General features: G+C 72.2%; 22 protein-coding genes and 1 riboswitch. Of the genes, 12 read left to right on the plus strand and 10 right to left on the minus strand.

The features are described 5' to 3' along the window. The first annotated feature begins 72 nt into the window (after positions 1-72). Positions 73-492 carry a hypothetical protein gene (locus V6U79_RS05330; protein ID WP_334613678.1) on the plus strand — a complete coding sequence of 140 codons (420 nt, stop codon included), beginning with the start codon at positions 73-75 and terminating at the stop codon, positions 490-492. 21 nt (positions 493-513) lie between these two features. Here the strand turns inward: V6U79_RS05330 and V6U79_RS05335 are convergent, their stop codons facing one another. From V6U79_RS05335 to V6U79_RS05350, 4 genes are all read right to left on the minus strand, one after another. Continuing rightward, entirely contained in the window at positions 514-1,260 is a 747-nt protein-coding gene (locus V6U79_RS05335) for an amino acid ABC transporter ATP-binding protein (protein WP_334613679.1), read from the minus strand. Continuing rightward, positions 1,257-2,054, minus strand: a complete 798-nt coding sequence (locus V6U79_RS05340; protein ID WP_334613681.1) for an amino acid ABC transporter permease — start codon at positions 2,052-2,054, stop codon at positions 1,257-1,259. The genes V6U79_RS05335 and V6U79_RS05340 overlap by 4 nt, the downstream gene beginning before the upstream one ends. Before the next feature lie 43 nt (positions 2,055-2,097). Further along, positions 2,098-2,952: an ABC transporter substrate-binding protein gene (locus V6U79_RS05345; RefSeq protein ID WP_334613683.1), complete on the minus strand. Its 855-nt coding sequence runs from the start codon at positions 2,950-2,952 to the stop codon at positions 2,098-2,100. Positions 2,953-3,056: 104 nt separating this feature from the next. Next, the gene (locus tag V6U79_RS05350; protein WP_334613685.1) at positions 3,057-3,203 is read right to left on the minus strand and encodes a hypothetical protein; all 147 of its coding nucleotides are present in this window, start codon (positions 3,201-3,203) and stop codon (positions 3,057-3,059) included. A gap of 33 nt (positions 3,204-3,236) precedes the next feature. After that, positions 3,237-3,347: riboswitch (SAM riboswitch) on the minus strand. A 190-nt stretch (positions 3,348-3,537) separates the two neighbouring features. Between V6U79_RS05350 and V6U79_RS05355 the strand changes: the two genes are divergently transcribed. Next, positions 3,538-5,004: a pyridoxal phosphate-dependent decarboxylase family protein gene (locus V6U79_RS05355; RefSeq protein ID WP_334613686.1), complete on the plus strand. Its 1,467-nt coding sequence runs from the start codon at positions 3,538-3,540 to the stop codon at positions 5,002-5,004. Between the two features lie 88 nt (positions 5,005-5,092). After that, complete coding sequence (locus V6U79_RS05360) at positions 5,093-5,746, plus strand: fasciclin domain-containing protein (RefSeq protein WP_334613687.1); 654 nt, start codon at positions 5,093-5,095, stop codon at positions 5,744-5,746. A gap of 176 nt (positions 5,747-5,922) precedes the next feature. Here V6U79_RS05360 and V6U79_RS05365 read toward each other — a convergent pair whose 3' ends face one another. After that, positions 5,923-7,152: a trypsin-like serine peptidase gene (locus V6U79_RS05365; RefSeq protein ID WP_334613690.1), complete on the minus strand. Its 1,230-nt coding sequence runs from the start codon at positions 7,150-7,152 to the stop codon at positions 5,923-5,925. A gap of 296 nt (positions 7,153-7,448) precedes the next feature. On the opposite strand from V6U79_RS05365, the gene V6U79_RS05370 reads away from it, so the two are divergent. The 5 genes from V6U79_RS05370 to V6U79_RS05390 all read left to right on the plus strand — a co-directional run bounded on the left by V6U79_RS05370 (position 7,449) and on the right by V6U79_RS05390 (position 17,370). Beyond that, positions 7,449-13,064: a DUF6443 domain-containing protein gene (locus tag V6U79_RS05370; protein WP_334613692.1), complete on the plus strand. Its 5,616-nt coding sequence runs from the start codon at positions 7,449-7,451 to the stop codon at positions 13,062-13,064. 1,217 nt (positions 13,065-14,281) lie between these two features. Next, on the plus strand, positions 14,282-15,577 hold the full coding sequence (locus tag V6U79_RS05375; RefSeq protein WP_334613846.1) for an RHS repeat-associated core domain-containing protein: 1,296 nt from the start codon (positions 14,282-14,284) through the stop codon (positions 15,575-15,577). A gap of 15 nt (positions 15,578-15,592) precedes the next feature. Beyond that, positions 15,593-16,153, plus strand: coding sequence for a phage tail protein (locus V6U79_RS05380; protein ID WP_334613694.1), 561 nt, complete (start codon positions 15,593-15,595; stop codon positions 16,151-16,153). 7 nt (positions 16,154-16,160) lie between these two features. Next, positions 16,161-16,766 (plus strand): phage tail protein, encoded by a 606-nt coding sequence (locus V6U79_RS05385; RefSeq protein WP_334613696.1) that lies wholly within the window; start codon positions 16,161-16,163, stop codon positions 16,764-16,766. 10 nt (positions 16,767-16,776) lie between these two features. Next, positions 16,777-17,370 (plus strand): tail fiber protein, encoded by a 594-nt coding sequence (locus V6U79_RS05390; RefSeq protein WP_334613698.1) that lies wholly within the window; start codon positions 16,777-16,779, stop codon positions 17,368-17,370. Between the two features lie 135 nt (positions 17,371-17,505). On the opposite strand, the gene V6U79_RS05395 is transcribed toward V6U79_RS05390, so the two are convergent. After that, positions 17,506-18,495, minus strand: a complete 990-nt coding sequence (locus V6U79_RS05395; RefSeq protein ID WP_334613700.1) for a sigma-70 family RNA polymerase sigma factor — start codon at positions 18,493-18,495, stop codon at positions 17,506-17,508. A 104-nt stretch (positions 18,496-18,599) separates the two neighbouring features. Between V6U79_RS05395 and V6U79_RS05400 the strand changes: the two genes are divergently transcribed. Both V6U79_RS05400 and V6U79_RS05405 read left to right on the plus strand, forming a co-directional pair. Beyond that, entirely contained in the window at positions 18,600-19,229 is a 630-nt protein-coding gene (locus V6U79_RS05400) for a maleylpyruvate isomerase family mycothiol-dependent enzyme (RefSeq protein WP_334613702.1), read from the plus strand. 114 nt (positions 19,230-19,343) lie between these two features. Beyond that, positions 19,344-19,880: an RNA 2'-phosphotransferase gene (locus V6U79_RS05405; RefSeq protein WP_334613704.1), complete on the plus strand. Its 537-nt coding sequence runs from the start codon at positions 19,344-19,346 to the stop codon at positions 19,878-19,880. Here the strand turns inward: V6U79_RS05405 and V6U79_RS05410 are convergent. The 3 genes from V6U79_RS05410 to V6U79_RS05420 form a co-directional block, all read right to left on the minus strand. Beyond that, a complete protein-coding gene (locus tag V6U79_RS05410) occupies positions 19,868-20,071 on the minus strand; it encodes a hypothetical protein (RefSeq protein ID WP_334613706.1) in 204 nt (67 codons plus the stop codon). The two genes, V6U79_RS05405 and V6U79_RS05410, sit on opposite strands and share 13 nt — an antisense overlap. A 42-nt stretch (positions 20,072-20,113) precedes the next feature. Next, positions 20,114-21,346: an RNA-guided endonuclease InsQ/TnpB family protein gene (locus V6U79_RS05415; RefSeq protein ID WP_334613708.1), complete on the minus strand. Its 1,233-nt coding sequence runs from the start codon at positions 21,344-21,346 to the stop codon at positions 20,114-20,116. Positions 21,347-21,609: 263 nt separating this feature from the next. Next, the gene (locus V6U79_RS05420) at positions 21,610-21,990 is read right to left on the minus strand and encodes an STAS domain-containing protein (protein ID WP_334613710.1); all 381 of its coding nucleotides are present in this window, start codon (positions 21,988-21,990) and stop codon (positions 21,610-21,612) included. Between the two features lie 258 nt (positions 21,991-22,248). On the opposite strand from V6U79_RS05420, the gene V6U79_RS05425 reads away from it, so the two are divergent. Beyond that, on the plus strand, positions 22,249-22,959 hold the full coding sequence (locus V6U79_RS05425) for a GAF and ANTAR domain-containing protein (RefSeq protein ID WP_334613712.1): 711 nt from the start codon (positions 22,249-22,251) through the stop codon (positions 22,957-22,959). A gap of 9 nt (positions 22,960-22,968) precedes the next feature. On the opposite strand, the gene V6U79_RS05430 is transcribed toward V6U79_RS05425, so the two are convergent. Then, on the minus strand, positions 22,969-23,748 hold the full coding sequence (locus V6U79_RS05430) for a GAF and ANTAR domain-containing protein (RefSeq protein ID WP_334613715.1): 780 nt from the start codon (positions 23,746-23,748) through the stop codon (positions 22,969-22,971). A gap of 492 nt (positions 23,749-24,240) precedes the next feature. Between V6U79_RS05430 and V6U79_RS05435 the strand changes: the two genes are divergently transcribed. Next, positions 24,241-25,074 (plus strand): SigB/SigF/SigG family RNA polymerase sigma factor, encoded by an 834-nt coding sequence (locus V6U79_RS05435; protein WP_442933277.1) that lies wholly within the window; start codon positions 24,241-24,243, stop codon positions 25,072-25,074. Positions 25,075-25,146 lie beyond the last annotated feature (72 nt).

Raw genomic sequence — 25,146 nt, forward strand, 5'->3', positions numbered from 1 at the left:
CACCTGTGACGCTCCCCGACGCAGTCGTCAGGGCGACTTGACGTCAGGGCGACTTGACGGCATGCTCGGGTCATGCACACACCCGACAGCATCGAACGTCAGTTCACCCTCCTGACCGCCGCCGCCCGCTACGAGGAGCTGCGCGTGCGGGACGCCCTCGCGCCGGCCGGTCGGGACGGGTCCGACGCAGACGAGCCGGACGCGGTATCGCTGAGCGCGCCCGAGGCGCTGGAGCTGCTCGCCCTCAGCGAGGTGATCGCGCGCAAGGCCGGGTACGGCCGGCAGTTGGCGGTGCGCACGGCGCGAGCCACCGGCGCCTCCTGGTCGCAGATCGGCGCGGCGCTGGGCACCAGCAAGCAGTCCGCCTGGGAAGCGCATGCCCGGTGGATCGAGGACCAGGCCGAGCAGCAGCGCCGCATCGGGGATGACGACGCCTGGGCCGAGGCCGCCCGGGACCTCGCCGGCCAGCCCGACGAGGTCCGGAACGCCTGAGGGCCGGCGGTCGACCCGGGCTCAGAGCACCTGCGACAGGAAGCGGCGCAGCCGCGGGTGCTCCGGCGCCTCGAAGACCGCGGCGGGTTCGCCGGCCTCGAGCACCACGCCGTGGTCCATGAAGGCGACGGTGTCGGCGACGGAGCGGGCGAAACCCATCTCGTGGGTCACCACCACCATGGTCATCCCGCCCGCCGCCAGGTCCGCCATCACCCCGAGCACGCCCTTGACCAACTCCGGGTCCAGCGCGGAGGTGGCCTCGTCGAAGAGCATCACCTGCGGTTGCAGCGCCAGCGCGCGGGCGATCGCCACCCGCTGCTGCTGCCCGCCGGAGAGCTGCGCCGGCCGGGCGTCGGCCTTCGCGGTCAGCCCGACCAGCTCGAGTTGCGCCCGGGCGACCTGGACGGCCTCGTCCTCGGAGAGCTTCTTGATCTTGCGCAACGCCAGGGTGATGTTGCGCAGCACGCTCATGTGCGGGAAGAGGTTGAACTGCTGGAACACCATGCCCACCCGCTGGCGCAGCGCGTCGGGGTCGTCGCGCAGCACGCTGCGGCCGTCCAGCAGCACGTCGCCCGAGTCCGGCTCGATCAGCCGGTTGATGGTGCGCAGCAGGGTGGACTTGCCGGAGCCGGACGGGCCGATCACGCAGGCGGTGCCGCCCCGGGCGACGTCCAGGTCGGCGCCGCGCAGCACCTTGTGCGCGCCGAAGGCCAGGTGCACGTCGCGGACGCCGAGGCTGACCGAGGTGGTGGTGGCGGTGGCCGTCATCGCGGGTCCTCCCGGGTCGGGTGCTTCGGTGGCAGGGCGGTCTCGCCGGCCAGGACCGGCCCGCCGTCGTCCTCGGGGGGCACGGCCGCGGCGCGGCCCTGCCGCAGGCGTCGGTCGATCCAGTTCACGGCGTGGGTGAGCGGCACCGTCAGCGCCAGGTAGAACAGGCCGGCCAGCAGCAGCGCGGACTGGTTGCCGGTGTTCGCCGCGTAGTCCTGCCCGATCCGGAACAGTTCCCGCTGGCTGGCCAGCAGACCGAGGAAGTAGACCAGGCTGGAGTCCTTGATCAGGGCGATCAGCTGGTTGACCCAGGCGGGCAGCACCCGGCGTACGCCCTGCGGGACGATCACCAGGCGCATCGCCTCTCCCCAGGAGAAGCCGAGCGCCCGGGCCCCCTCCAGCTGGGCGGCCTCCACGCTCTGGATACCGGCCCGGAAGATCTCACCGATGTAGGCGGCGGCGATCAGCGACAGCGCCAGGATGCCCAGCGGGTACGGGTTGGGCCCCCAGACCTCCATGCCCAGCGGCGCCAGGCCGACGCCGATCAGCAGGATGGTCGCCGCGGCCGGCAGGCCGCGGAAGATGTCCGTGTAGACCCGCGCCGGCCAGCGCAACCAGCGGCTACGAGAGATGCCGGCGATGGCCAGCAGCATGCCGAACACCGAGCCGAGCAGGGCGGCGGTGACCGCCAGGATCAACGTGTTGGGCAACCCGACGGTCAGCATCTCGGGCAGCGCCTCGCGCATCGAGTCGCCGTCGAAGAAGGTCTCCCACAGCGTGCTCCACGTGTCCATCAGGCCATCACCGTCCACCCCGCTCGCTGGTCATCCGTACCGGTCAGGAGGCGGCCGACGCCGACGGCGCGACCACCGTGCCGCTGCCCGGGGTGAAGTCCGCCGGGATCGGCCGGCCCGGGTAGTACCGTGCCTGGAGCTTCGTCCAGGTGCCGTCGGCGATGACCTCGTCGAGGCCCTTGTTCAGCGCCTCGCGCAGCTTGTCGTTGCCCTTGGCGAACGCGTACGCGGTCGGGGCGGGGCTGAGCTCCTTGGCCGCCACCTCGATCTTGCCGTTGCTGTCGGCGGCCGACTTCTCGCCGATCTCGGCCGGGGCGATCCACGCGTCGGCGGTGCCGGCCTTGAGCTGGTTGATCGCGGCGTTGTAGTCGGGCACCCGCACCGGGTCCAGACCCTTGCCGGTGGCGTAGTCGTCCTGCACCGTGCCCTGCACGACCACGACCCGCTTGCCGGCGAGCTGGTCGAAGCCGCTGATCGGGGAGCCGGCGGGCACGTCGAGGCCGAAGTAGCCGAAGTCGTAGCCGTTGCCGAAGTCCACGGTCTTCTTCCGGGCCTCGGTGATGGTGATCGACGAGCTGCCCACGTCGAACTTGCGGTTGTTGACCTGGGAGAGCAGCGCGGAGAAGTCGGTGCCGACGAACTCCACCTTCAGGCCGACCTTCGCGGCGGCGGCGGTGAGCAGGTCGTTGTCGAAGCCGGTGAACTTGCCCTCCTTCAGGTACACGTTCGGCGGCGCGTCGGTGAGCGTGCCGGCGCGCAGCACACCCGGCTGGAGCAGGCCGTACGGGTTGGCGGCGGCCGGGGCGGAGTCGTCGGCGCAGGCGGTCAGCGCGGTGGCGGCCAGCACGGCGGCGGCGCCCAGCGCGGCCACCTTGGACAGGGCAGGAAGGAATCGCACAGGTGTCTCCGGGTTGATCGGCGGCGGGCGCGCAGGCACGCCGGGAGACGGCGCGCCCACGCAGGGGGCGCACCGCTGAAGTGGTACGGGGAAGAGAGGTTCGGCTACTGCGCGGCGGGGCGGCGACAGCCGTCGCTGCAGACCCGCATCAGGTCGACGTGCCGCCGCCGGACCAGCGCGACGCCGGTCGGTCGCACCGAAGACGCGTCGGGGGCGCCGGCGACGGGCGGAGCGAGACGATGAGCAGACATGGTTCTCCCTCGGTCGGAAATGACCTGGGAACCAGGCCACGCTTGCACCGACGACTACCGGTGCCTGGTCCTCACCCGGAGCACCCCACCGTGGAGGAGGGTTGCCGGCCAGCGAGCCGGGGCTTGACGCTGGCGCTCATGACCTGGACAGAAGGCTAGCAGCAACCCCGGCCGGATCGTCCAGCCGTTATGACGGCCCTCACGTCCGCCCCTGACCGGCCGGCCGTGGGAGGTCCACGACGACGGAATTGGCCGCCGCGCGGCGGCGCCCCGGGATGCCAGGGTGGGATGCCGTGCGCCGCCGGCGTCCGGCCGCCCGCCCGAGGAGGACCCGATGACCGATCCGCTGCGGGACACCGGCGGGGACGACGCGTTGCGCCAGGTGTACGAGGCGGCCGGGCCGTACCTGTCGTCGCTGGCGGACCGCCCGGTGCTCGATCCCGCCAGCCTGGCCCTGCTGGTCCAGCTGTGGGAGCCGGCCGGCGGCGGGCCGCTGCCCGAGCACGGCGACGGCGCGGCGGCCGCGCTGGACCGGCTGCTGCGCGTCGGCGCGGCCGCCGCCACCGGATCGGCCGGTCCCCGCTTCTTCCACTTCGTCATCGGCGGGGTCACCCCGGCCGCCCTCGCGGCCGACTGGACGGCCGCGCTGCTCGACCAGAATGCCGCGTTCCGCGCCTCCTCACGGCTGGCCAGCGAGGTGGAGACCATCGCGCTGACCTGGCTGCGGGAGCTGTTCGGGCTGCCCACGACCTTCGGTGGCGCACTGGTCGCCAGCGCCACCTTCGCCAACGTCACCGGCCTGGCCGCCGCCACCCACTGGTGGGGCGAACGGCACGGCGTGGACGTCGCCGCCGACGGGCTGGCCGGGCTGCCCCGCATGCCCGTGCTCTCCGGCGGCTACCTGCACCCCAGCGACCGCAAGGCGTTGCAGCTGCTCGGGCACGGCCGCGACGCCGTCGAGGTGCACTCCCGCGACGCGGCCGGCCGGGTCGACCTGGCGGCCCTGGACCGGCGCCTCGGCGAACTCGCCGCCCCCGCCGTGGTGATCGCCATCGCCGGTGAGGTGGACACCGGGGACTTCGACCCGGTGGCGGAGCTGGCCGACATCGCCGAGCGGCACGGCGCCTGGCTGCACGTCGACGGCGCGTTCGGGATCTTCGCCGCGCTGTCGCCGCGGACCGCCGGGCTGGTCGCCGGCATGGAGCGCGCCGACTCGATCGCCGGGGACGGACACAAGTGGCTCAACGTGCCGTACGAGAGCGGCTTCGCCTTCCTGCGGGACCCGGCGCGTCTACCGGCGGCGTTCGGCATGCCCGGGGCGGCGTACCTGCCCGGGCAGGGCAGCGCCCTGCCGACGCCGGGGGAGGGCGCGGACTACGCCCTGCTCGGTCCGGAGTCGTCCCGCCGGGCCCGGTCGCTGCCGATCTGGGCCACCCTGGCGGCGTACGGCCGGCAGGGGTACCGGAGCATGGTGGAGCGTCACCTGGACCTGGCCCAGCGCCTGGCCCGCCAGGTGGACGAGGCGCCCGAGCTGGAGCGGCTGGCCGAGGTGCCGCTCTGCGTGGTCTGTTTCCGGGCCCGCCCCGCCGGTCTGGCCGAGGAGGCGCTCGACGAGGTCAACCGGCGGCTCGGCGCGGCGCTGCTCGCCGACGGCCGGGTCTACGTCGGCACCACCGTCCACGCCGGACGGATCGCGCTGCGGCCGGCGATCGTCAACTGGCGCACCACCGAGGCCGACGTGGACCTGCTGGTCGACGTGGTCCGCGAACTCACCGCGAAGGTGGTCGCCGAACTGGGCTGAGAACGGTGCATCCGCCGGGCGGGGTCGGTGCGAAGCAATGGTCGTGACGACAGTCACGGATCTGGACGCACCGACGAAGGGTTCGCCGATGAAGATCACTCGACTCGCCGCCCGCCTGGCGGTGGGCGCCATGGCCACCGTGCTGGCCACCGCCGCCGTGGCGGTACCGGCCGCCCAGGCCAAGGGCAAGGAGCTGGGTACGAGGAGCCTGGCCGCGGTCCTCACCAAGGACACCGGGGGTTTCGACCACAACTCCCGGGACTTCGACGTGCTCACCGCGGCCGTGCTGGCCGTGCTGGAGGCCAAGCCGAACTCCCCGGTGAAGGTGCTCGCCGACGGCAGCGTCGCGCTGACCGCCTTCGTCCCCACCGACGCGGCCTTCCGGGAGCTGGTCCGCGACCTCACCGGCGCGCACCGGCTGCCGGGTGAGAAGGCGGCCTTCACCGCCGTCGCCGGGCTGGGCATCGACACCGTGGAGAACGTGCTGCTCTACCACGTGGTGCCGGGCGCCACGATCGACCGTCGCGCGGCCCTGAAGGCCGACGGCGCGAAGCTCACCACCGCGCTCGGCCCGACGGTCGAGGTGGACGTGCGCAGCTTCTGGTTCCACAAGCAGGTGCGGCTCATCGACGTCGACACCGACGACCGCAACCCGCGGGTCGTGGCGTACGACATCAACAAGGGCAACCGGCAGATCGCTCACGCGGTCGACCGGGTCCTGCGCCCGATCGACCTGCCCTGACCCGGCACTGACGCCACGGCGCCCGGCTGCTGCCGGGCGCCGTGCGCGTCGAGGTGTGGAGGCAGGCGGCTCTTCGCGTCGTCCACAACTCAGCGCTGAGTGCCGGCGGGCCACGGAGGCGGGCGAGGACGCCGCCGGAGCGCGAGGCGCGCTCCGGCGGCCCCTCGTCGTGCTCGTCAGCCGTTGTCGATCAGGCTGGCGATCTCGTTGTAGATCAGGTGTGCCTTCGCGCCCTGGTTCGACGGGCAGCCGCCGAGGTGGTGCAGGGCGACAACCCGGTGGTTGGCGTCGAGTACCGGCGAGCCTGAGTTGCCGCCAGAGGTGTCACAGCTGTAGCTGATGTTCCAGGTGTTGTAGCTCGCGTTTCGCACGGTGCACGTCGCGCCACCCTGGGTGTTTTCGTAGATCGACAGCCGCTTGGGGCTGCCGTCGCCGTGCCCCGGGATGTAGATCCGCGTGCCGGTGGTGGTGGCGGTCGTTGCCAGGTACAGCGTGCCGAACCCTTGGATGCTGGTGAAGTTGTTCACTGAGTACAGGGTGTAGTCGAGTTCGCCCGAGCCGCCGGTGCTCACCTTGTAGAGGGTCGCGCCGCTCACCTTGGTGCCGGGACCGGGGTTCGCGCCGCCGCAGGTGGCGCACTGGTAGTTGAACTGCATCTCGCTACCGCTGACGGTGGACTGCGTCGACATGCAGTGCTTGTTCGTCAGCATGCGGTTCGAGTTGCCGACCCGCCAGGTGGTGCAGAGCCCACCGCCACTGATCAGCAGCCGCGCGACCGCCGTGCCGCGGGCGTACTCGTTGGGGTGGCTGTTCTGGTAGCAGACCACGTCGCGGCGAGCGTCGGTGCTGCAGACGGACTGCGTGGAGAGGTTGTGCTGGGTGATCTCCATGCGGTCGTAGCCGCGCCAGAATCGGTCGATGGTGGCGGCGTTGCGACGGGAGGCGCGGTTGCTGTGCAGCGTCACCACGGCGGTGTCACCCTCCACCGACATGGCCCAGAAGCCCGGCCGCCCGTCGGTGGTGTAGTCGGAGCCGGTCGCCCGGTTCAGGTGGCGGTCGTACCGGTAGCTCTCCTCGCCGTCAGGGCTCGACACGGTGACGTAGTCGCCCTGGGCCAGCCGCAGTGAGCTGAAGTGCACCTTGACGTATGCGGCACCGGGATGCCGGATGATCTGCGTCCGGCCGTCCCGGGCGTAGGACAGCGAGCCTTTGACGGTGCGGAGCTCGCCTACTGTGGGGATGCCCTCCGCCGAGAACTGATCCGACTCGGGTGCCCGTGCGGAGTGTGGTGCGACAGGTTGACCTGAGTACGCCTCGGCGGCGGGTGCCGACAGCAGGCTCAGCCCAAGTGTGCAGGCGCCGAGCGTGACCGCCGCCGTTCGCAGGCGGCGCAGGGGTCGTTTCATTGTCGCTCCTCCCCAGGAACCAGCACCTGGACGTGCTTTCCGCCTTCATACCCGAGGGTAAAGATATATGCAAGTATATCTATGTACGGCTGACCCGGACGATCACGCGCCTCGCCGAGGTGGAGGTCGCCCGCGCCCGCTCCGACGCCAGGGGAAGCGACACCCCCGGCCACCTCGCCATTTGTCCTGTTCATCCCCCCACGCGATGCAACAGCCTTATTGTCGGATACGCGGCGCCGGGTTCGGGCGACACGAGCGCAGCCGGCTGTCGGGCGATGCGGACGGGGGTGGCCGCGATGGGCATGGCGCAAGCAGCGGCCGCGCCAGGGGTACGGACGTCGCAGCTGCTCGTCGGTGGTGACGTCGCCGACCTGGTGAACATGTTCCGCGGGGAGGTGAACCTGCCCCTCGACCTGGTCTCGCTGACCGGCCGCGGCGGCTTGGACGTCACCGTCACCGCCTTTTACGGCAGCGGAGTGCACCATGGGGTGCAGCGGTCCAACCTCACCTCACCCACCGGCGTGCTCGGCCTGGGCTGGTCCCTGCCGTACGAACGCGTCGTCGTCGAGTCCCAGACCAGCGGCACGACGGTTGACGACGTGTTCTACCTGGTCACCGGCGGTGCTCCGCGACAACTCGTGCTGGTGGGCGTCGACGGGCCGGCGCAACGTTTCCAACTTGTCGACCAGCCGTTCTGGCAGATCACGTACCACCCCGACCCCACCTGTCCGGAATCCGAGTACTGGACCATCGTCCGGGAGGACGGCAGCACCTGGACGTACGGGCTGGGAGCGGTGCAGCGCGGCGTGCGGTGGGGCAACTGGATCGGCCCGTCCACGCTCCCGGGCGGGGTGAGTTTTCCGCTGGCGTGGAACCTCCTGCGGATCCGCTCGCTGGCCGGCGACACCGTGTCGTTCGAGTACGACATCGACGACGTGCCGATCGGGGCGAGCCCGCAGGCGCGCTGCACCCGCTCATGCCGGCTCCGCCGGATCGTCGATGTGTTCGGGCAGCGCGTCGACTTCCGTTACCTGCCCAAGGAGCCGTGCGAGACCCCGTCCCCGCACGTGCCGCCGCACGGCGGCCAGAACGCCTACCAGTTCCAGTTGGAGGACCACTACCTCGACCAGATCGTCGTGTGCGACAGCGCCGGCGGCACCGTGCTGACTACACGGCTGCGCTACGCGCTGCGCAACCACTCCCGGCACGCCGACGACAGCCGCTACCTCAAGCGTTATCTCATCGCCGTCGGGCAGGAACTGCACAGCGGCGGGGCCCTGCCGGAGCTGGAGTTCGACTACCACGGCGCCGACAGCACGAACCCGGGCGCGATGTCCGGCGCGCGCACGCCGCAGGGCGGGCAGGCGGGATACGACTACCGCGCCGCCGAGCTGCCCAACACCGCGCTGCGGGTCGCGATCCAACGACCGGCCGCCGGGGGGACGCCACGGGTCTGGCACGGCCCCAGCTACACGGTCCTCACGTGGGACAACAGCGCCACCGGTCAGATCACCACCGGCGCGTACTCCTGGAACGGCAGCTGGTCCGCGCAGCAGGACACCCGGCAGTGGGCGGCGACGCCCGCAACCCTGCGGGTGCTCACCACCGACGGGTTCTTCGCCGTCTGGTACCAGGACGCGCGCAGTAGTCAGTACCGGGTCCACCTGGTCCGCGCGGAGCCGTTCCGCTTCGGCGAGTGGGAACGCGACACGTACCCGGTCACGCTCGATGAGCCGATGACCGGGCCGGCGGTCAGTGTCGGCGGCGGTTTCGTCGCCGTCGCGGACGCCGAGGCCGGGCAGCTGAAGATCGTCACCTGGGATCCGGTCGAGCGGCGCTGGGTCGAGCAGGGCTTCGGGTTGAGCGGAGTGGACCGCGTGGCGCTGGCCGGCGGCGCAGGCGTCTGTGTCGCCGCCACCTACGCCGAGCAGAGCCGAACGCTGAGCACCGCCGTCTATCACTGCGACGCGGAGCGGCACTGGCGACACGGCGACACCGTCAGCGAGACCGTCGACATCGACTGGACGGCCCGCTCGACCGAGCGACTGCTCGCCATCGGCGCGTCCTTCGCCGTGCTCGGCTTCGTGACCGCCCTCGACGACACCGCCGCGACTGTCCGGTACGCCAGCCGGTTGATCACCTGGTCCACGGCGTACCGCTTCGGGCAGGTACTGAAGGCCGACGGGAGCCAACCGCTGGACGCCCGCAACCCGGTCGGGTACGCGGCGGTGAACGGGTCGACCGCCGCCAACGGCGGGCACCTGTTCCGCTTCGACGGCGCCCGCTGGCAGCAGGTCACCGCGACCCGCCCCACCGCCGGCCCGCGCTACACCTACCACTACGCCGCCGACACCGCCTACGCCATCACCGTCCAGGACAGCGGCCAGTGGACGGCCGAGCTCTACGAGTACGACCCCTACCGCAACACGTGGCGCACGCCCACCCGGACCAACGGCACCACCCCCGGGCTGCCCACCCTCGCCGAGGGCTACCGCACGGTCGGCCGCGACCTGCTCTGGCGCACACCCGAGGGCGCCTGGAGCACCGTGTACACCCTGCCGGCCGACGCGGATTTGGCGACCCTGACCAACGCCGCGCCGGGCTACCTGACCTACCAGGACCGCAGCGGCTCCGCTCACCTGGTCACGCTCGTCGACGCCGCGGTGGGGGAGTCGGTCGCGCTGCCCGGCGAACGGGTGGTGGTCCCCGACCCGCAGCCCGGACAGATCCTCACCGGCCCGGAGACCGTGGTCACCTACCGCGGCCCCGACTTCGACCACGCCACCGGCCTCGCCCTGTACCGCGTCGTCGGCGGCCGGACCGCCACCCGGCTGGTGGCCCACCCGGTGGTCCGCGTCGGCAGCGACACCGGCTACCAGGCCCCGCACACGACGCTGGACTACGACCTCGCCACCGCGACCTACGACCCGTACGGACTGGTCACCCAGTACGTGACCGTTCGGGCCACGCCCGGCGATGGCGGCCAGGGCTGCGTCGAACGAGTCTTCTTCAACGGGCTCAGCCCCAGCGTCCCCGGTGTGCTCTACCCGGTATCCGACCAGTACAGCAACGCTCGGGCGTACTTCAGCAAACTCAACGGGCAACTGTTCCGCACCCGCGCCTTCGACGCCGACGGCCGCCAGGTCAGCGAGAGCGTCAGCTATCCCTACACCTACTCCGGTCAGGACAGCGACCGCCGCGTCGTCGGCGCCTACACCAGAGTGCGCCGGCAGACCCAGGCGACCGCGGGGGAGCTCTTCACCGCCGACACCGACCGCGCCGAAACCCGCCGGCACGGTGTGCGGGCCGCGTTACGCACGCACTTCACCGCACACGGGATACCGCTGACCGACCCGGTGACGGTGCACGAGGAACAGCCCGAGCGGCGCTGGCGGCTCACCGACGCCAACGGCACGAACTACCAGGTGGTCGCCGACGGGACCCGGCTCACCGTGTACGGGTGGCTGGTCGACGCCACCGAACACGAGTACAACGAACACGGGCAGCCGTGCCGCGAGACCAGCGACAACGTCGACGACCAGGGGGTACGGCGGCGGCTGCGCCGCGACACCTCCTACGCCTGGCAGACCTACCCGGGTCTGCGCGAGCTCAACTGCCTCGTTCCGACCGGCCAGGTCACCACCACCGACGTCACGGCGGACGTGGTCACCGCCAGCGAGGTAACCACCTACCGCAACGAGTGGGGCCCCTGGGCAGCCGCGCGAGGCTACCAGTGGCTCGGCGTCGATGATCCGACCTTCCCGTCCTGGGGCTCGGCGACCGAACCCGGACCGGGCTGGCTCTGCGCCCGCCAGGTCCTCGACGTCACCGAGCGGGCCCAACCGTTGGCGGCGCTGGACGCCAGCGGGCACGTCGCCGCCGCCATCTACGACCGCGGGCGCCGCTTCGCGGTCGCCACCACGGCCAACGCCGACCCCCGCCACGGCGAGGTCTGCTGGTACGGCTTCGAGGAGTACGAGGACGACGGCGGCTGGACGCTCACCCCCGCCGGCCTCGACCCGACCGGGTACATCACCGAGGGGCCGGCGCACTCCGGGTCACGACGGCTGGCCGTCCCCGGTGACCCCGACTGCGCCATCGGCATCACCAACGAGTTCACCCCGGCCCGCGGCGACCGGCCCTATCAACTGTCGTGCTGGGTCTGCACCCAGCCCGGGTTCGTCGACGACCCGGATCTCACCGCGTTGCGGACGACCGTCCGCGACCAGCAGGGCCGCACGGCCGAGATCGTGCTGTCCGTCCCCGCCACCGACGGCCGGTGGCGCTGGCTGCACCAGCTGATCGACCCGCAGGCGCTCGTCCTGGGCGCCATCGCGTCGGTGACCTTCACCCTCACCAGCCGCCAGGACCAGCGGTACCTCCTCGTCGACGACCTCGCGTTCGCCCCGGTCGCCGCCGGCCTGCAGGCCTCGGTGTACTCCCCGGACGGGCAGGAACTGCGCGCCACGGTGGACCTGCTCAGCGACACCCGCCGTATCGGCTACGACCTGCTGGGTCGACCCGTCCTGGACGTCGGCGTCGAGGACTGGCCGTTGTCGGCCACCGCCGAGTACGTCTGGCGCTGCGGACGGGACACCTTCGACCCCGCGCGGCCGAACGCCACCCTGGTGGCGTCGCTGCGCGGTCCCGGCACCTTCACCGACTTCCGGCAGGGCGACCAGTGGCGCGCGCAGTGGCGCGCCGACGCCGGCTGGCAGCAGGAACCGGGCCTGCTGCGCTACGCGCAGGACGGCACCGGGACCCTCACCCGCACCGGGACGCCCGAGGGCAGCTACCTGCTGCGTCTCGCCCTGGCCGCCGACCCGGCCGTGCGGCGACCGGTGCGGCTCACCCTCGGCGACTGGTGCGTCCGCTGGGCCGACGGCTGCTGGACGCTGCACCAGCCCGACGGTGAGACGGCGGCCTCGGTGGCGGCGGGACCCGGCACCGACCTGATGCTCATCGTCTGGCCCCACCGCATGCTCTGGTACGTCGACGGTGAGCTGCTGCTCCAGCGGGTCAGCCCGGACGGCTTCGCCGGGCCGGTGGCCTTCGCCACCGACGGCCCGCTGGCGCTGCGCTGGATCGCGTTCGGGACCACCCCGGTGGTCGGGATCTGCTTCACCGACAACGCCGGCCGCCCCCGGCAACTGCACCGCGTCGACGACACCCGCGTGCGGATGTCGGCAACCGGCTACGACGCCGCTGGCCGGGCGGCGATCACCACCAAGACCGTCGAACTCGACGGTGAGCCGATCGGCTACCGACCCGGCCTGATGACCGACCTGGACCCCGAAACCGGGGCGATGGGCGACTGCGAGCTGACCCGCGCCTACCCCGACGACGGCGGCTACCCGTTCTCCCGCACCCGCTTCGAACCCTCGCCACTGGGCCGAACCGTCGAATCCGGACGGCCCGGACGGGCGTTCGCCATCGTCGAATCGACCCCCGTCGCACAACGGCACACCGCCCGTACCGAATACCGCCTGAACACCCAGCAGCCGCTCCTGCCAAAGCTGCCCGCCGGGCAGTACCCGCTCGAGGTCGGCACCGACCCCGACGGCCGGGTGATGCGGCTGTGGCGCGACCGGTTGGGTCGGACCGTCGCCGCCGCCCAGGGCGACCTGACCGGCGACCCGGGAACCTTCGCGCTCGTCCGCAACCACTACGACCCCTACGGCAACCTGGTGCGCCGAGACCAACCCAACGTCACCGACACCCGGTGCCCGACCGGGACCGCTTCGTCGAACGATTCGAGTACGACTTCGTCGGCAACCCCGTGTCGGTCACCGGGCCCGACCTCGACGGCACCGTCAACCACGTCTACGACACCCTCGGCCGGCTGCGGTTCAGTCAGGGCCCGCAGGCCGCCAGCGAGGGCTACCTCAGCTATCAGCGGTACGACAGCCTGAGCCGGCTCGTGGAGCAGGGCACCTGCGTCGCGGCATGGAATCGCGACGAGCTGCAACGACATGCCGATGACCCCATCTGGTTGCCCGCCCCCGGCACCTGGCTGGCCCGCTACCGCTACGACGGCGACGGCACCGACCCGCTGCTGTACGGCCGGCTGTGGCAGGCCTGCTCCGGCCCCGCCACCGGCGACGCGGCACGCACCCGCAGCACCTACACCTACGACCGGCGGGGCCTGGTCACCACCCGCACGATCCACGTCGCCTCCTACGACGACGACGCTCCGCACACCGTCGCGTTCGAGCACGACGTCACGGGTGCGGTCACCGCCATCACGTACGACGCCCAGCTCGGGGCGAACGCGTTCACCGCCCGACTCGCCACCGACGGCTTCAACAACCTGGTCTCGGTCACCGGCGAGCACGCCGGGCAGGACACCGAACTGGCCCGGTTCACGTACACCCCCGGTGGTGCCCTGGCCACCGAGGTGTTCGCCCCCGGGACGCCGGCGGAGCTGACCCGCGCCTACCGCTACGTCCCACCCGGATGGCTGACCCGCGTCGAGGACCGCTACCTGACCGAGACCGCCGACTACACCAGCGGCGGATACGACGACGCCGGCTACCACGACGGCCGCGCCGCCCGCGTCGGCACCCGCTTCACCGGCGTACGCCAGGACGGCTTCGTGCCCGACGTCACCGTCCGCTACGGCTACGACCCGCTGGGCCGCCTCGCCGTGGCCGACTGCAGCGCGGGGGAGCGGTTCGGCATGAGCGGACTGACCTACGACGCTAACGGCAACCTGACCACCCGCACCGCCGCCGGCGTGTCCCAGCGCCTGCGCTACCGCGCCGGCACCAACCGGCTGTGCGACATCCAGGACGACGACGTGGAGACCGACCCGTTCGGCTACGACCGGGACGGCAACGTCACCGACGCGCCACCACTGCACGTGCAGGACCTGCGCTACGACCCGGCCTCCGCGCTCCCCACCAGCCTGACCGGGGCCGCCGGAGCGCTTCGCCTGACCCGCGACGCCGACGGCACCCTGCTCCTGCGCACCACCCCCGACCGGCAACGGCTCTGCGTCCCGGGCCCTGACGCGGCTCCGCTGGCGCTGCACCACGTCGACCCGGACGGGACCCGCCGGGCCGGCTACCTGATCCCGGGACCCGGCGGCACCATCGCCGTCTGGTCACCGCAGGGCACCGCGTACGTCATGCGCGGCCGGCTCGGCTCCACCCGAGGCGTCTACGACACGACCGGCCTCATCGGCGCGTTCACCTACCTGCCCACCGGCGGATTCCTCGGCACCCCACTGGACTGCGGCGCGAGCGCCATCTACCCGTACCTGTTCACCGGCGCCGAGCGCGACCCGGGCACCGGCCTCTACCTCTTCCCGCAGCGCCTCTACGACCCGGACACCGGGCGGTTTCTGAGCGTGGACCCGGCCGGGCAGTATCCGAGCCCCTACCTGTACGCCGGCGGGGATCCCGTCAACGGGTACGACCCCAGCGGCGGGTTCGCCTGGTCCTGGCCGGCATTCGGCGCGGTCCTCGGAGGCGTCGCCGTCACCCTGGCCGGATTCGCGCTCACCATCGGAACCGCCGGCCTCGCCTGGCCGCTCATGGTGGGCGGCACCCTGCTCGGTGGCCTTCTCATCGGCGGCGGGATCGCCAGCGCCGCCTACGGACTGGGCCACGCCAACGCCGAAGGAGCGCAGGCCACCTGGAAGGAGTGGGGCATCTCGGTGGGCCTGGGAGCGGCGTTCGGCCTGGCGGCCGCCGGGCTGGGATTCGTGTCGGCGGCGGTCACCACCAGCGTGGCGGCGTCGCTCGGCATCGAGACATTCATCGGCACCGGACTCGGCGCCCTCGACGGATTCATCAGCAACGGCGTCTCCAACCACATCCAGGGCCAGGATTTCGCCGCCGGCGCCGGCCTGTCGACCGCGCTGGGAGCGCTCGGCGGCGCCGTCGGCGGAGCCATCGGCGGTGTCCTGGGCCGCGGCAACATGCTGCTCACGAGGAGAACGCTGAGCGCCGGGCGTCGGGCACAGGCCGCCGGCGAAGCAGGTGCCGCCTACGTCATGAACTACGACCAGGGCAGCGTCTGGCACGCGCAGATCGGCACCCGCACACCGGGCGCGGCCACCACCAGGATCAGCGACCTGAACGCCGACCTCGGCACCCTCAAGTCGACGTTCCGCGGCGGGCAGCGCACCACGATCAACGTCCGAGAGGGGCGCTACGAGCCCATGAGCAAAAACGACATCCCCCGCCTCTACGTACGCCGCATCCACCTGCCCGGACAGAACGCGCAGGCCGCCGAGGCGTTCGCGCAGGAAAGCGCGAATGTGGCGGGTCGTTTCTCGGTCTTCACCAACAACTGCACCACCTACGCCAACGGCGTGCTCCGGGAGGCGGGCCTGCACCCGCCGCTGTGGGTGCGTTCTCCCACGCTGCTGCAGCTGTGGGCCACGACCATCGGCGAGCGGATGCCGAACCAAGTGTGAGAAGAGGACTCCTGGATGCCAGCTGACCCGTCACCGGTGCCCATCGGCACCATCACCGCCTTCGCCGGCCGGCTCGACGTCTCGTGGCTGCGGCCGCAGGGCTGGCTCTACTGCGACGGCGCCGAACTGGATGAGGCGGACTATCCCGCTCTGCACGCCGTGATCGGCGGCAATTACGGCGCGGGCAACGGCAGATTCCGCCTCCCGGACCTGCGCGGGCGTTTCGCCCGGGGCGTCGACCTCGGCGCCGGCCGGGATCCCTACGCCAACACCCGCGCCCCTTCCGGGCGCGGCGGGCTCGCCGGCAACAATCCCGGTTCCGCCCAGGACTGGTACACCGCCCTGCCGGGCACCACGTTCGCGGTCGACGGCGGCGGCGACCACACGCACCCCGTCGAGCACATGCCGACCGACAAGACGGGAGCAGCGGTAGCCGGCAGCCACTACGGGATCTGGCAGGACAGCCGGTGGATCTGGGACACCGGCGCGCACACCCACTCCGTCAACGGCGGCGGCGACGCCGAGACCCGCCCCATCAACAAGTACGTCTACTTCGTCATCAAGTTCGACGGATGAGGTGACCATGACAACCACTTCACAGACAGCACCGGCCGGGGTGGTCGGCGTCGCCGGTGTGCTCGTCGGCACCGTCGTCGGCTACGGCGCCGTCGTCTCCGGCAACGATCCCGCCCCACCGGGGTGGCTGCTGTGCGACGGCAGCGCCGTGTCCCGAACCACTTACGCCTGCCTCTACAGCGTCCTCGGCGACATCCACGGCAGCGGGGACGGCACCAGCACCTTCAACCTGCCCGACTACCGGGGCCGGTTCCAACGCGGCGTCGACGACGGCACCGGCCGCGACCCCGACGCCGGCACCCGCACCCCGGCGAACCCCGGAGGGCTCAGCGGCGACCGCGTCGGCTCGGTCCAGCCCAGGGCCACCGGCCTACCAGCCAGCGGCTCCTTCGCCAGCAACCACAGCGAGGACCACCACCACTGGGTGCCGAACCTGCCGGACGACAACTCCCACCCCTGGGCCGCCGGGTCGCACTACGCCGACTGGAACGACGGCAGCCGCAACACCAGCAACAACGGTTGGCACAGCCACGGGCTCAGCGGCGGCGACCAGGACAGCTGTCCGGTGAACCTCTACCAGAACTACCTGATCTTCTACGGCACCCGTTCTTGAGGAGCACCAGATGAGCGAGCAGGACCTGCCCGTCGTGCCGACAGGCCACTTCGTCATCGGGACGGTGCTGGCCTACGGCGCCGGCAACCCACTCGACCAGTACGGGCTGGAGGAGCAGGGTTGGATGTACTGCGACGGGCGGCTGATCGGCCGCGCCGACTACCCCGATCTCTTCGCGGTGATCGGCACCCTGCACGGCGGTGGGGACGGCACGACCACGTTCAACCTGCCCGACTACCGCGGCTACCTGCTGCGCGGCGTCGACGACGGCGCGGGACGCGACCCCGACGCGGCCAAACGGAGCGAGCCGGCACCCGGCGGTGCCGCCGGCGACCGCTGCGGCTCCACGCAGAAACACGCCACCGGCCGGCCTAGGCAGGCGTTCACCCTGGACAGCGACGGCGGGCACAGCCACGAGGTCTACGGCGTGCCCCAGGACAAGTCGTCCACCCCCGTGGCCGGATCACGCCGGGCCATCTGGAACGACGGCGGCGGGAACACCGGCTCTGCCGGCTCACACCAGCACTTCATCACCTCCGGCGGGGACGCGGAGACGCGTCCCGACAACGCGTACGTCAACTTCATCATCCGCTACCGCACGTGACAGCCCGGCTCTCCCAGCCAGCTGAGCCGGCGCATCAAGCCGCAGGTGGCTGTCGAGGTCCGCGGCGAGCGTGTGCCAGGAGTTCTCCATGCGCGCCACGATCATGGTGCCGTGGGCGGCATCGCCGCCGGAGCGTCACACCGCCGGCGCCGGGTCGGTGGAGTGGGTCGGCGAGCCGAACAGCGGCAGCAGCCGGTCCGCGTCGAGGTAGGTGGTGATCCCGCGTACCTGCCGGCCGGACAGCTCCAGGATGACCAGCCCGAACGGTCGGTGGATGCCGTCGGGACCCGGCCGGATCTGCCAGAACGCCGGTGACCCGTTCGCCGCGGTGGGCACCAGCCGCGACCCCGCGCACGAGGCCGCCGGATCGGACAGGGCCTGCGCGATCCGCTCACGGCCCCGCAGCCACCAGCGGAACGGCGGCATCGACATGGTGGCGTCCGCGTGGAGCAGGGCCACCAGGGACGGCACGTCATGGCGCTCGAAGGCGGAGCAGTAGCGGGTCAGCAGCTCGCGCTGGGCCGCCTCGGTGGGCGGGAACGCCTCCCCGGGCGTCGGGCCGACCGCCCGCAGGGTGGACCGGGCCCGCTGCAACGCGCTGTTCACCGACGCGACGCTGACCTCCAGCAGACACGCCACCTCGTCGGCCCGCCAACAGAGGACGTCGCGCAGGATCAGCACGGCCCGTTGCCGGGGCGGCAGGTGTTGCAGAGCGGCGACGAACGCCAGTCGGATCGTCTCGCGTCGCAGCGCCACCTCCGCCGGGTCGCCGTACCCGGCCAGCACCCGGTCGTCGGGGATCGGCTGGACCCAGACGTGTTCCGGCGCCGGCGCGCCGATGGCCGCACCGCTCTCCGCGGCGGGGCCGAGGTCCATCGCCCGCGCCCGGCGTTGCGGGCTGCGCAGCATGTCCAGGCAGACGTTCGTCGCGATGCGGTAGACCCAGGTCCGCAGCGACCCGCGCGCCGGGTCGTGACGGTCCGACGCGCGCCAGGCCCGGGTGAACGTCTCCTGCACGGCGTCCTCGGCCTCGAAGCCGGAGCCGAGCATCCGGTAGCAGAAGCCGGTCAGCTCGGTGCGCAGCATCTCCACCGGGACGTCGTGGCCGGCCGGTCTCTCCCGCACCCGCCGACCATACGCCGGCCCAGCGATGAGTTTTCCGCCTCCGGTCCGTATCCCCTCCAAGGACCCCGTGGACGGGGTCGCGGACCGGACGGAAGGAACCCCGGATGACCGACGACGAGCTCCGCGCCGCGGTGGCGGCGGAACGGACGGAACAGGCCGAGCTGCTGGCGGCGTTGGCACCGGAGCGGTGGGACGCGCCGACGCTCTGTGACGGGTGGCGGGTGCGGGAGGTGATCGCCCACACCACGATGCCGTTCCGGACCTCGCTCGGGCGGACGCTGGTGGAACTGGCCAGGGCGCGGGGGAACGTCCACCGGATGGCCGACCGCACCGCCCGCCGCGACGCCGCCGCACTGTCGGCCGGGCAGTTGCTCGCGGCGGTGCGGGAGAACATCGGCCACCGGTGGACGCCGCCGGGTGGAGGTGTCCACGGGGCGCTGTCGCACGACGTCATCCACGGCCTCGACATCACCGTCGGTCTCGGGCTGGACCGCCGCGTCCCGCCGGAACGGGTCGCCACGGTGCTGGCCGGCATGTCGCCCCGGAACGTCGCGTTCTTCGGTACGGACCTGACCGGCGTCCAGCTCCGGGCGACCGACCTGGACTGGAGCCACGGCGAGGGCGTACCCGTGCGGGGTCTCGCCCAGGATCTGCTGCTGGTGATCTGCGGGCGCCGGCTCCCGCCTGGCCGGCTCGACGGCCCGGCGGCGACCCGTTTCACCCGACCGGGATGACGCCGGGTGCCGTGGCGGAAGGGCGGCGCCTCGACCCGGCCGCCGGGCCCGGTGCCTCCGGGCGCGGCGACAATCCCGTCGCCGCCACGCACAACCGTGGTCGACAATGATCCGATGGACCATCGGGCGCTGACGCGGCTGAGCAAGCGGATGTCCCTGGCGCTGCGGCACCAGCCCGGCCGGTTCGGTCTGACCCTGGACCGGGCCGGCTGGGTCGCCGTCGACGAGCTGCTCGCCGCCCTGCGGATCGGGCGGGCCGACCTCGACGCGGTCGTCGCCGGCAACGACAAGCAACGCTTCGCCGTCGAGCGCCGACCCGACGGGGTGGAGCGGATCCGGGCCAACCAGGGCCACTCCGTACCGGTGGACCTCGGGCTGGCCCCGACGCCCCCGCCGGAGCGGCTCTACCACGGCACCGCCGCCGCGGCGCTCGACTCGATCCGGGCCACCGGGCTGCAGCGGGGCGGCCGGCACCACGTACACCTGTCGGTGGACGTGGAGACGGCCCGGCGCGTCGGCGCCCGCCGCGGCGGCGCGGTGGTGGTGTTGACCGTCGACGCGGCGGGGATGGCCCGCGACGGGCACGTCTTCCACCGCAGCGCCAACGGCGTCTGGCTGACCGAGGCGGTGCCGGCGGCCTACCTGAGCTGAGCCCCTGCCGGGCGGGCCCGGCGCCGCGCCGCGGTGGCCACCACCCGCACCCCGCTGCGGGCCGCGCCGACCAGCGCGAGCAGCGAGGGTACGACGGCGATCGCCAGCGCCGCCGCTCCCTGCCAGGCCGCCGGGTTGGTCAGCCCGTCGGCGCGGATCGGATCCAGGCACCACGCCAGCAGGTGCGGCACGCTGAGGGGGCACGAAGTACACCAGTTGACGTCCTCTCCGCCTTAAGGGGCGGAGATTGCCTCCACGTTGCGCGTGGACCGCGCGGCGTCCGGGTGGATTCCTGCTTCTCGGCGCGGTGCCGGCACGGGTGCCGGTCTTACCTGCGCTCCACAGGCGTTTAGGCTCTCCCAGCGTCCCTGGGCGAGCACGTTGATCGCCGCGTTGACGTCCCGGTCGTGCACCACGCCGCAGGGGCAGGTCCATGACCGGACGTTCAGCGGTTTGGGTCCGTCGAGCCGGCCACATGTCGAGCAGGTCCGGGACGTGGGCGCGAACCGGTCGATCCTGGCGAAGGTGCGCCCGTGCCGGGCGGCCTTGTACTCCAACATTGCGGTGAACGACGCCCAGCCGGCGTCGTGCACGGACTTCGCCAGCCGGGTCCGGCCCAGACCGACGACGCACAGGTCCTCGACGTACACCGCTTGGTTGTCGCGGATGATTTGAGTCGAGAGCTTGTGCTGCCAGTCCCGCCGGCTGTCGGCCACCCGCGCATGCGCCTTGGCGACCTTCACGACCGCCTTCTTGCGGTTGTTGCTGCCCTGCTGCTTGCGGGACAGGTCCTGCTGCAACCGGCGCAGTTTGCGGGCCGCCCGGCGCAGGAACTTCGGTGCCGCGATCTTCGTACCGTTGGACAGGACCGCGAAGTGGGTCAGCCCCAGGTCGATACCCACCTCGGACTCGACCGGCGACAAGGGCTCGTCGGCGGCCTGCACGACGAACGAGGCGAAGTACCGGCCCGCCGCGTCTTTGATCACCGTCACCGACGACGGATCCGCCGGAAGACTGCGCGACCAACGCATGTTCAGGTCGCCGACCTTCGGCAGCCGCAACCGTCCGTTGTCCAGCACCTTGAACCGGGAGTTCTTCGTGAACCGAATGGCCTGCCGGTTGTCCTTGCGGGACCGGAACCGGGGTGGGGCAACCTTGCGACCCTTGCGCTGGCCAGCCAGTGAGGCGAGGAAGTTCCGGTAGGCGATGTTCAGGTCCGCGAGGGCCTGCTGGAGAACAACCGCCGACACCTCGCCAAGCCACACCCGCTCCGGCGTAGCTTTCGCCTGCGTGATGACCCGCTTCGACAACTCACCGTCAGACAGGTAGGCCTCGCCCGCCTCGTGGGCCTGCTCACGTGCGCGCAGCCCATCGTTGAACACCACCCGCGCACACCCGAACGCCCGAGCCAGCGCATCCTGCTCACTGGGCGTCGGATAGACGCGGTAGTTGTACCGAAGCTGCACACCGGACAAATTACCATCGGTCTATGGCTGAGGCTGAGGGCATCCGGACCGGCAGGCACTGCGTTTTCGTTCTGCATGCTGATCTGGTCTTCGTGACGAAGTTCCGGCACAAGGTCCTCGCCGACCGGCACCTCCCGTGAGTGGAAGAGATCATGCGTGCGGTGTACGCCGACTCAGCTAACGGACGGCGTGACACCGCCCCGTGTGCGATGGCGAGCCCATCGGGCACGGGTGCGCGGCACGCCGGTCCCGGCTGCGCCGCCTCAGTCGGCCGCGCGGACCGGCCCGGCCCCCGCCGTCGGTTCCGCGGCGGGCAGGGTGCAGCCGGTGAGCTGGAGCAGGCGGGTCAGGCAGGGCGGTAGCTGCCGCAGAACCAGGCGGCCGCCACCCCGGCGGACCAGCGCCCGTGCCTCGGTGAGGGCGGTCAGCCCGTGCAGGTCCACGAAGTCGACCCGGGACAGGTCCAGCACCACCAGCGGCGCGCCCTCGTCACCGAGGCGCCGGGCCACGTCGACCAGGAGCGGCGCGCTGCCCATGTCGATCTCGCCGCGGACCCCGACGACCGTGGCGCGGCCCTCGTGGCTCCAGCGCAGGGTCATCGCGGGCGCGATCGTCGTAGGGTCGTGCGACGCTGTGCCCGACATCACGCCCCCTCGCGGGATCACCGGGACTCCTGGCACCGTCGTGCGGTGCCGGCCGTGGGCGCGTGTCTTGACCCGGCCCTGACGTTACCCCTGCCGGAGCCGCTCGTGCACGGGTCGGACGATGCGGGTTCACGCGTGGTCCAGCGGCACCGACCGGCACTGCCGGGGGCGGGCGGTAGGGTGCGAGGTGCCGTGCCGCCCCGGGTGACCGGCCCGGGCGTGCCTCCTTCCTGTCCGCCCCGTCTTGAAGGGCCTTCCATGGCACAGGCTCCGCTGCACCCGCAGGACGCGCTGGCCGCGCTCGGCCGCATCCGGCTCGACACCGCCGGCGTCGACGACGTGCTGAACACCGTCGCCGACCTGGCCCGGCGGAGCATCCCGGCAGCGGCCGAGGTCTCCGTGACGCTGCTGCGGGACGGGACCGCGCAGAGCGTGGCCGTCACTGGCGAGCTGGCGTTGCGCCTGGACGAATGGCAGTACGAGCAGGGCCGGGGCCCCTGCCTGGACGCCTCTGTCAGCGGCGACGCGCTCAGCGTGCCCGACACGGCGGGGGAGGACCGCTGGCCGGACTGGGGCTCGCGGGCGGCCGAGGCGGGGGTCGGCAGCTCCCTGTCGATCGGCCTGCCGATCCAGGAGGCCGTGGTCGGCACCCTGAACGTGTACGGCAGGGCGCCGCGCTCCTTCGACGGGGATTCGATCGGCCTGGCGAAGACCTTCGCCGCGTACGCCGCCGCGGCGCTGTCCAACGCCCACCTGTACTCCGACACCGCCACCCTGGCGGAGCAGATGCGGGCGGCGATGGAGACCCGCGCGGTCATCGAGCAGGCCAAGGGCATCGTCATGGGCGAGCGCCGGTGCGGCCCGGAGGAGGCCTTCTCGCTGCTGGCGAAGATCTCCCAGGACACCGGCCACAAGCTGCGCGACGTGGCCGCCGCGCTGGTCACGCGCGCCACCGGGGAATCCCGCTGACCCGTGCCGTCAGCCGGGCGTGGCTGCCGACTGGTCGGGGCTGGGTGCTGACTGGGCGGGGGTGGGCGTCGCCTGGCGCGGCGCGGCGGCGCCGACGGTGACCTGCCGGACCAGCGACTCGGCGACCTCCCGGACCTTGCGGTTGGAGTTCTGCGACACCTTGGCCAGGATGGCGAACGCCTCGTCGGCGGTGCACCGCCGTTGACCCATGATGATCCCCTTCGCCTGCTCGATGACCGCCCGGCTGCGCATGGCCGCCTGCATCTGCTGGGCCATGGTGGCGACGCCGTCGTAGAGGTGCGCGTTGGCCAGGGCGACCGCGGCGTGATCGGCGAAGGTCTGCGCCGCCTCGGCCATCTCGTCGAAGGCGCGCGCCCGGGCGCCGTAGACGTTCAACGCGCCGACCACGGCCTCCTGGATCGGCAGCCCGATCGACATGGAGCTGCCCGCCCCGGCGGCGTGGGCCCGGGCGGCCCACTCCGGCCAGCGGCTCTCCTCGGCCATGTCGGGCACGACCATCACGGTGCCCGTGGTGGCCGCGTCCAGGCACGGCCCGCGGCCCTGCTCGTACTGCCACTCGTCCAGACGCAGCGCCAGCTCGCCGGTGTACGCGGCGGTGTGCGCCTCGGCGCCGTGGACCAGGGTCACCGAGACCTCCTCGGCGCCGGGGATGCTGTCCCGGGCGATCTCGGCGATCCGGGACAGCACGGCGTCGAGGGGTGTGTCGCCGTGGCGGATCGTGCCCAGTTGGAGGGCGGCCTCGGTGAGGTCGAGTGGTGACTGCGGCATGGCGGCTGACGTCCTTGCGAACCGGCGCGATCGTTCCGGCGGGGCCGGGCAAGCGCATGACGGGACGGCCCGTGCCCCGTCTGTGCCGGGTGCGGCTGCGGGGGGACCGGATACCAGCGCCGCTGCTTGACGCTCGCCCACGACTCCACGGAGGGGTCGGATGCGGATCACCACTTTACCGGCCCCGCCGCCGTGGCGCCCGGGGGCACCGCGACAGATCCGACGCCGTCGGGCGCGCGGGCGTCCGCCCGGCGGCGACCCGTACGGCCGACGCGGACGGTGCGGCGGGACCGCGCCGGCCGCCCGCCGGTGTCACGGTGGGGGAGCGGGCGTTCCCGCCGTCGAAGACTCGCCGATGGGGTTGATCATGCTATTAATCCCTTTCGTCCATCGTCCTTTCGGTTGATGCGCGACAACTGTTGGTCTAGGGTGGGCTCATCTGCGGGTGGCGCCTCCGGGGGCCGTTCCGCGACGCGGCACAGGAAGGGCAGCATGATCCCCACGACCAGCACCACCCGTACGACCACCTCGCCGGCCGTCGACGTGGCGGTTACTGCCGCCCCGGCGCCCAGCACCGAGTCCCGGGCCAGCGAGCTGATGAACGCCCTGGCCGCCATGCCGGCGCACCACCCCGACCGGCCCGCGCTGCGCAACGAGGTGATCGAGGCGTGGCTGCCGCTGGCCCACCACCTCGCCGCCCGCTACAGCGGGCGTGGTGAGCCGAACGGCGATCTCGCCCAGACGGCGGCCCTCGGCCTGATCAAGGCGGTGGACCGCTTCGACGCCGCCCGTGGTGTCGACTTCGCCGGCTTCGCCATCCCGACGATCCTCGGTGAGATCAAGCGCCACTTCCGCGACCGCACCTGGAACATCCGGGTCCCCCGGCGGCTCCAGGAGCTGCGGCTGCGCATCTCCGAGGCGAACGGCACCCTCACCCAGACGCTGAACCGGGCCCCCACGGTGGCCGACGTCGCGGAGTACCTGGGCGTCACCGAGGAAGAGGTTCTCGAAGGTCTCGAGGGCGCGCGGGCCTACAACGCGGTGTCGCTCTCCACCCCCATCGGTGACGGCGAGGGCGCCAAGGAGCTGGCCGACACCCTCGGCGGGGAGGACAGCGAGTTCGAGCTGGCGGAGCTGCGCGTCGCCCTCGGTCCGGCGCTGGCCACCCTGGACGAGCGGGAACAGAAGATCCTGACGCTCCGCTTCTACGGCAACCTCACCCAGAGCGAGATCGCCGCCCAGGTCGGCGTCTCCCAGATGCACGTCTCCCGGCTGCTCGCCCGGGCGCTGACCAAGCTGCGGGGCCAGCTGGTCGACGCCCGCTGACCGTCCCGCGGGGCCCCGCCTCACGCTCCGACACCCGCCCCGGACTCCGGCGGCGGGTGTCGCCGTATCGCC

Origin of the sequence: Micromonospora psammae (genome assembly GCF_036902725.1) — a bacterium.
GTDB lineage: Bacteria > Actinomycetota > Actinomycetes > Mycobacteriales > Micromonosporaceae > Micromonospora.

What these genes read in the sequence shown, in the direction of transcription:
- V6U79_RS05330 (WP_334613678.1), top strand. Translation starts at nt 73, where the DNA reads ATGCACACACCCGACAGCATCGAACGTCAGTTCACCCTCCTGACCGCC.
- V6U79_RS05335 (WP_334613679.1), bottom strand. Translation starts at nt 1,260, where the DNA reads ATGACGGCCACCGCCACCACCACCTCGGTCAGCCTCGGCGTCCGCGAC.
- V6U79_RS05340 (WP_334613681.1), bottom strand. Translation starts at nt 2,054, where the DNA reads ATGGACACGTGGAGCACGCTGTGGGAGACCTTCTTCGACGGCGACTCG.
- V6U79_RS05350 (WP_334613685.1), bottom strand. Translation starts at nt 3,203, where the DNA reads ATGTCTGCTCATCGTCTCGCTCCGCCCGTCGCCGGCGCCCCCGACGCG.
- V6U79_RS05355 (WP_334613686.1), top strand. Translation starts at nt 3,538, where the DNA reads ATGACCGATCCGCTGCGGGACACCGGCGGGGACGACGCGTTGCGCCAG.
- V6U79_RS05360 (WP_334613687.1), top strand. Translation starts at nt 5,093, where the DNA reads ATGAAGATCACTCGACTCGCCGCCCGCCTGGCGGTGGGCGCCATGGCC.
- V6U79_RS05365 (WP_334613690.1), bottom strand. Translation starts at nt 7,152, where the DNA reads ATGAAACGACCCCTGCGCCGCCTGCGAACGGCGGCGGTCACGCTCGGC.
- V6U79_RS05370 (WP_334613692.1), top strand. Translation starts at nt 7,449, where the DNA reads ATGGGCATGGCGCAAGCAGCGGCCGCGCCAGGGGTACGGACGTCGCAG.
- V6U79_RS05375 (WP_334613846.1), top strand. Translation starts at nt 14,282, where the DNA reads ATGCGCGGCCGGCTCGGCTCCACCCGAGGCGTCTACGACACGACCGGC.
- V6U79_RS05380 (WP_334613694.1), top strand. Translation starts at nt 15,593, where the DNA reads ATGCCAGCTGACCCGTCACCGGTGCCCATCGGCACCATCACCGCCTTC.
- V6U79_RS05385 (WP_334613696.1), top strand. Translation starts at nt 16,161, where the DNA reads ATGACAACCACTTCACAGACAGCACCGGCCGGGGTGGTCGGCGTCGCC.
- V6U79_RS05390 (WP_334613698.1), top strand. Translation starts at nt 16,777, where the DNA reads ATGAGCGAGCAGGACCTGCCCGTCGTGCCGACAGGCCACTTCGTCATC.
- V6U79_RS05400 (WP_334613702.1), top strand. Translation starts at nt 18,600, where the DNA reads ATGACCGACGACGAGCTCCGCGCCGCGGTGGCGGCGGAACGGACGGAA.
- V6U79_RS05405 (WP_334613704.1), top strand. Translation starts at nt 19,344, where the DNA reads ATGGACCATCGGGCGCTGACGCGGCTGAGCAAGCGGATGTCCCTGGCG.
- V6U79_RS05420 (WP_334613710.1), bottom strand. Translation starts at nt 21,990, where the DNA reads ATGTCGGGCACAGCGTCGCACGACCCTACGACGATCGCGCCCGCGATG.
- V6U79_RS05425 (WP_334613712.1), top strand. Translation starts at nt 22,249, where the DNA reads ATGGCACAGGCTCCGCTGCACCCGCAGGACGCGCTGGCCGCGCTCGGC.
- V6U79_RS05430 (WP_334613715.1), bottom strand. Translation starts at nt 23,748, where the DNA reads ATGCCGCAGTCACCACTCGACCTCACCGAGGCCGCCCTCCAACTGGGC.
- V6U79_RS05435 (WP_442933277.1), top strand. Translation starts at nt 24,241, where the DNA reads ATGATCCCCACGACCAGCACCACCCGTACGACCACCTCGCCGGCCGTC.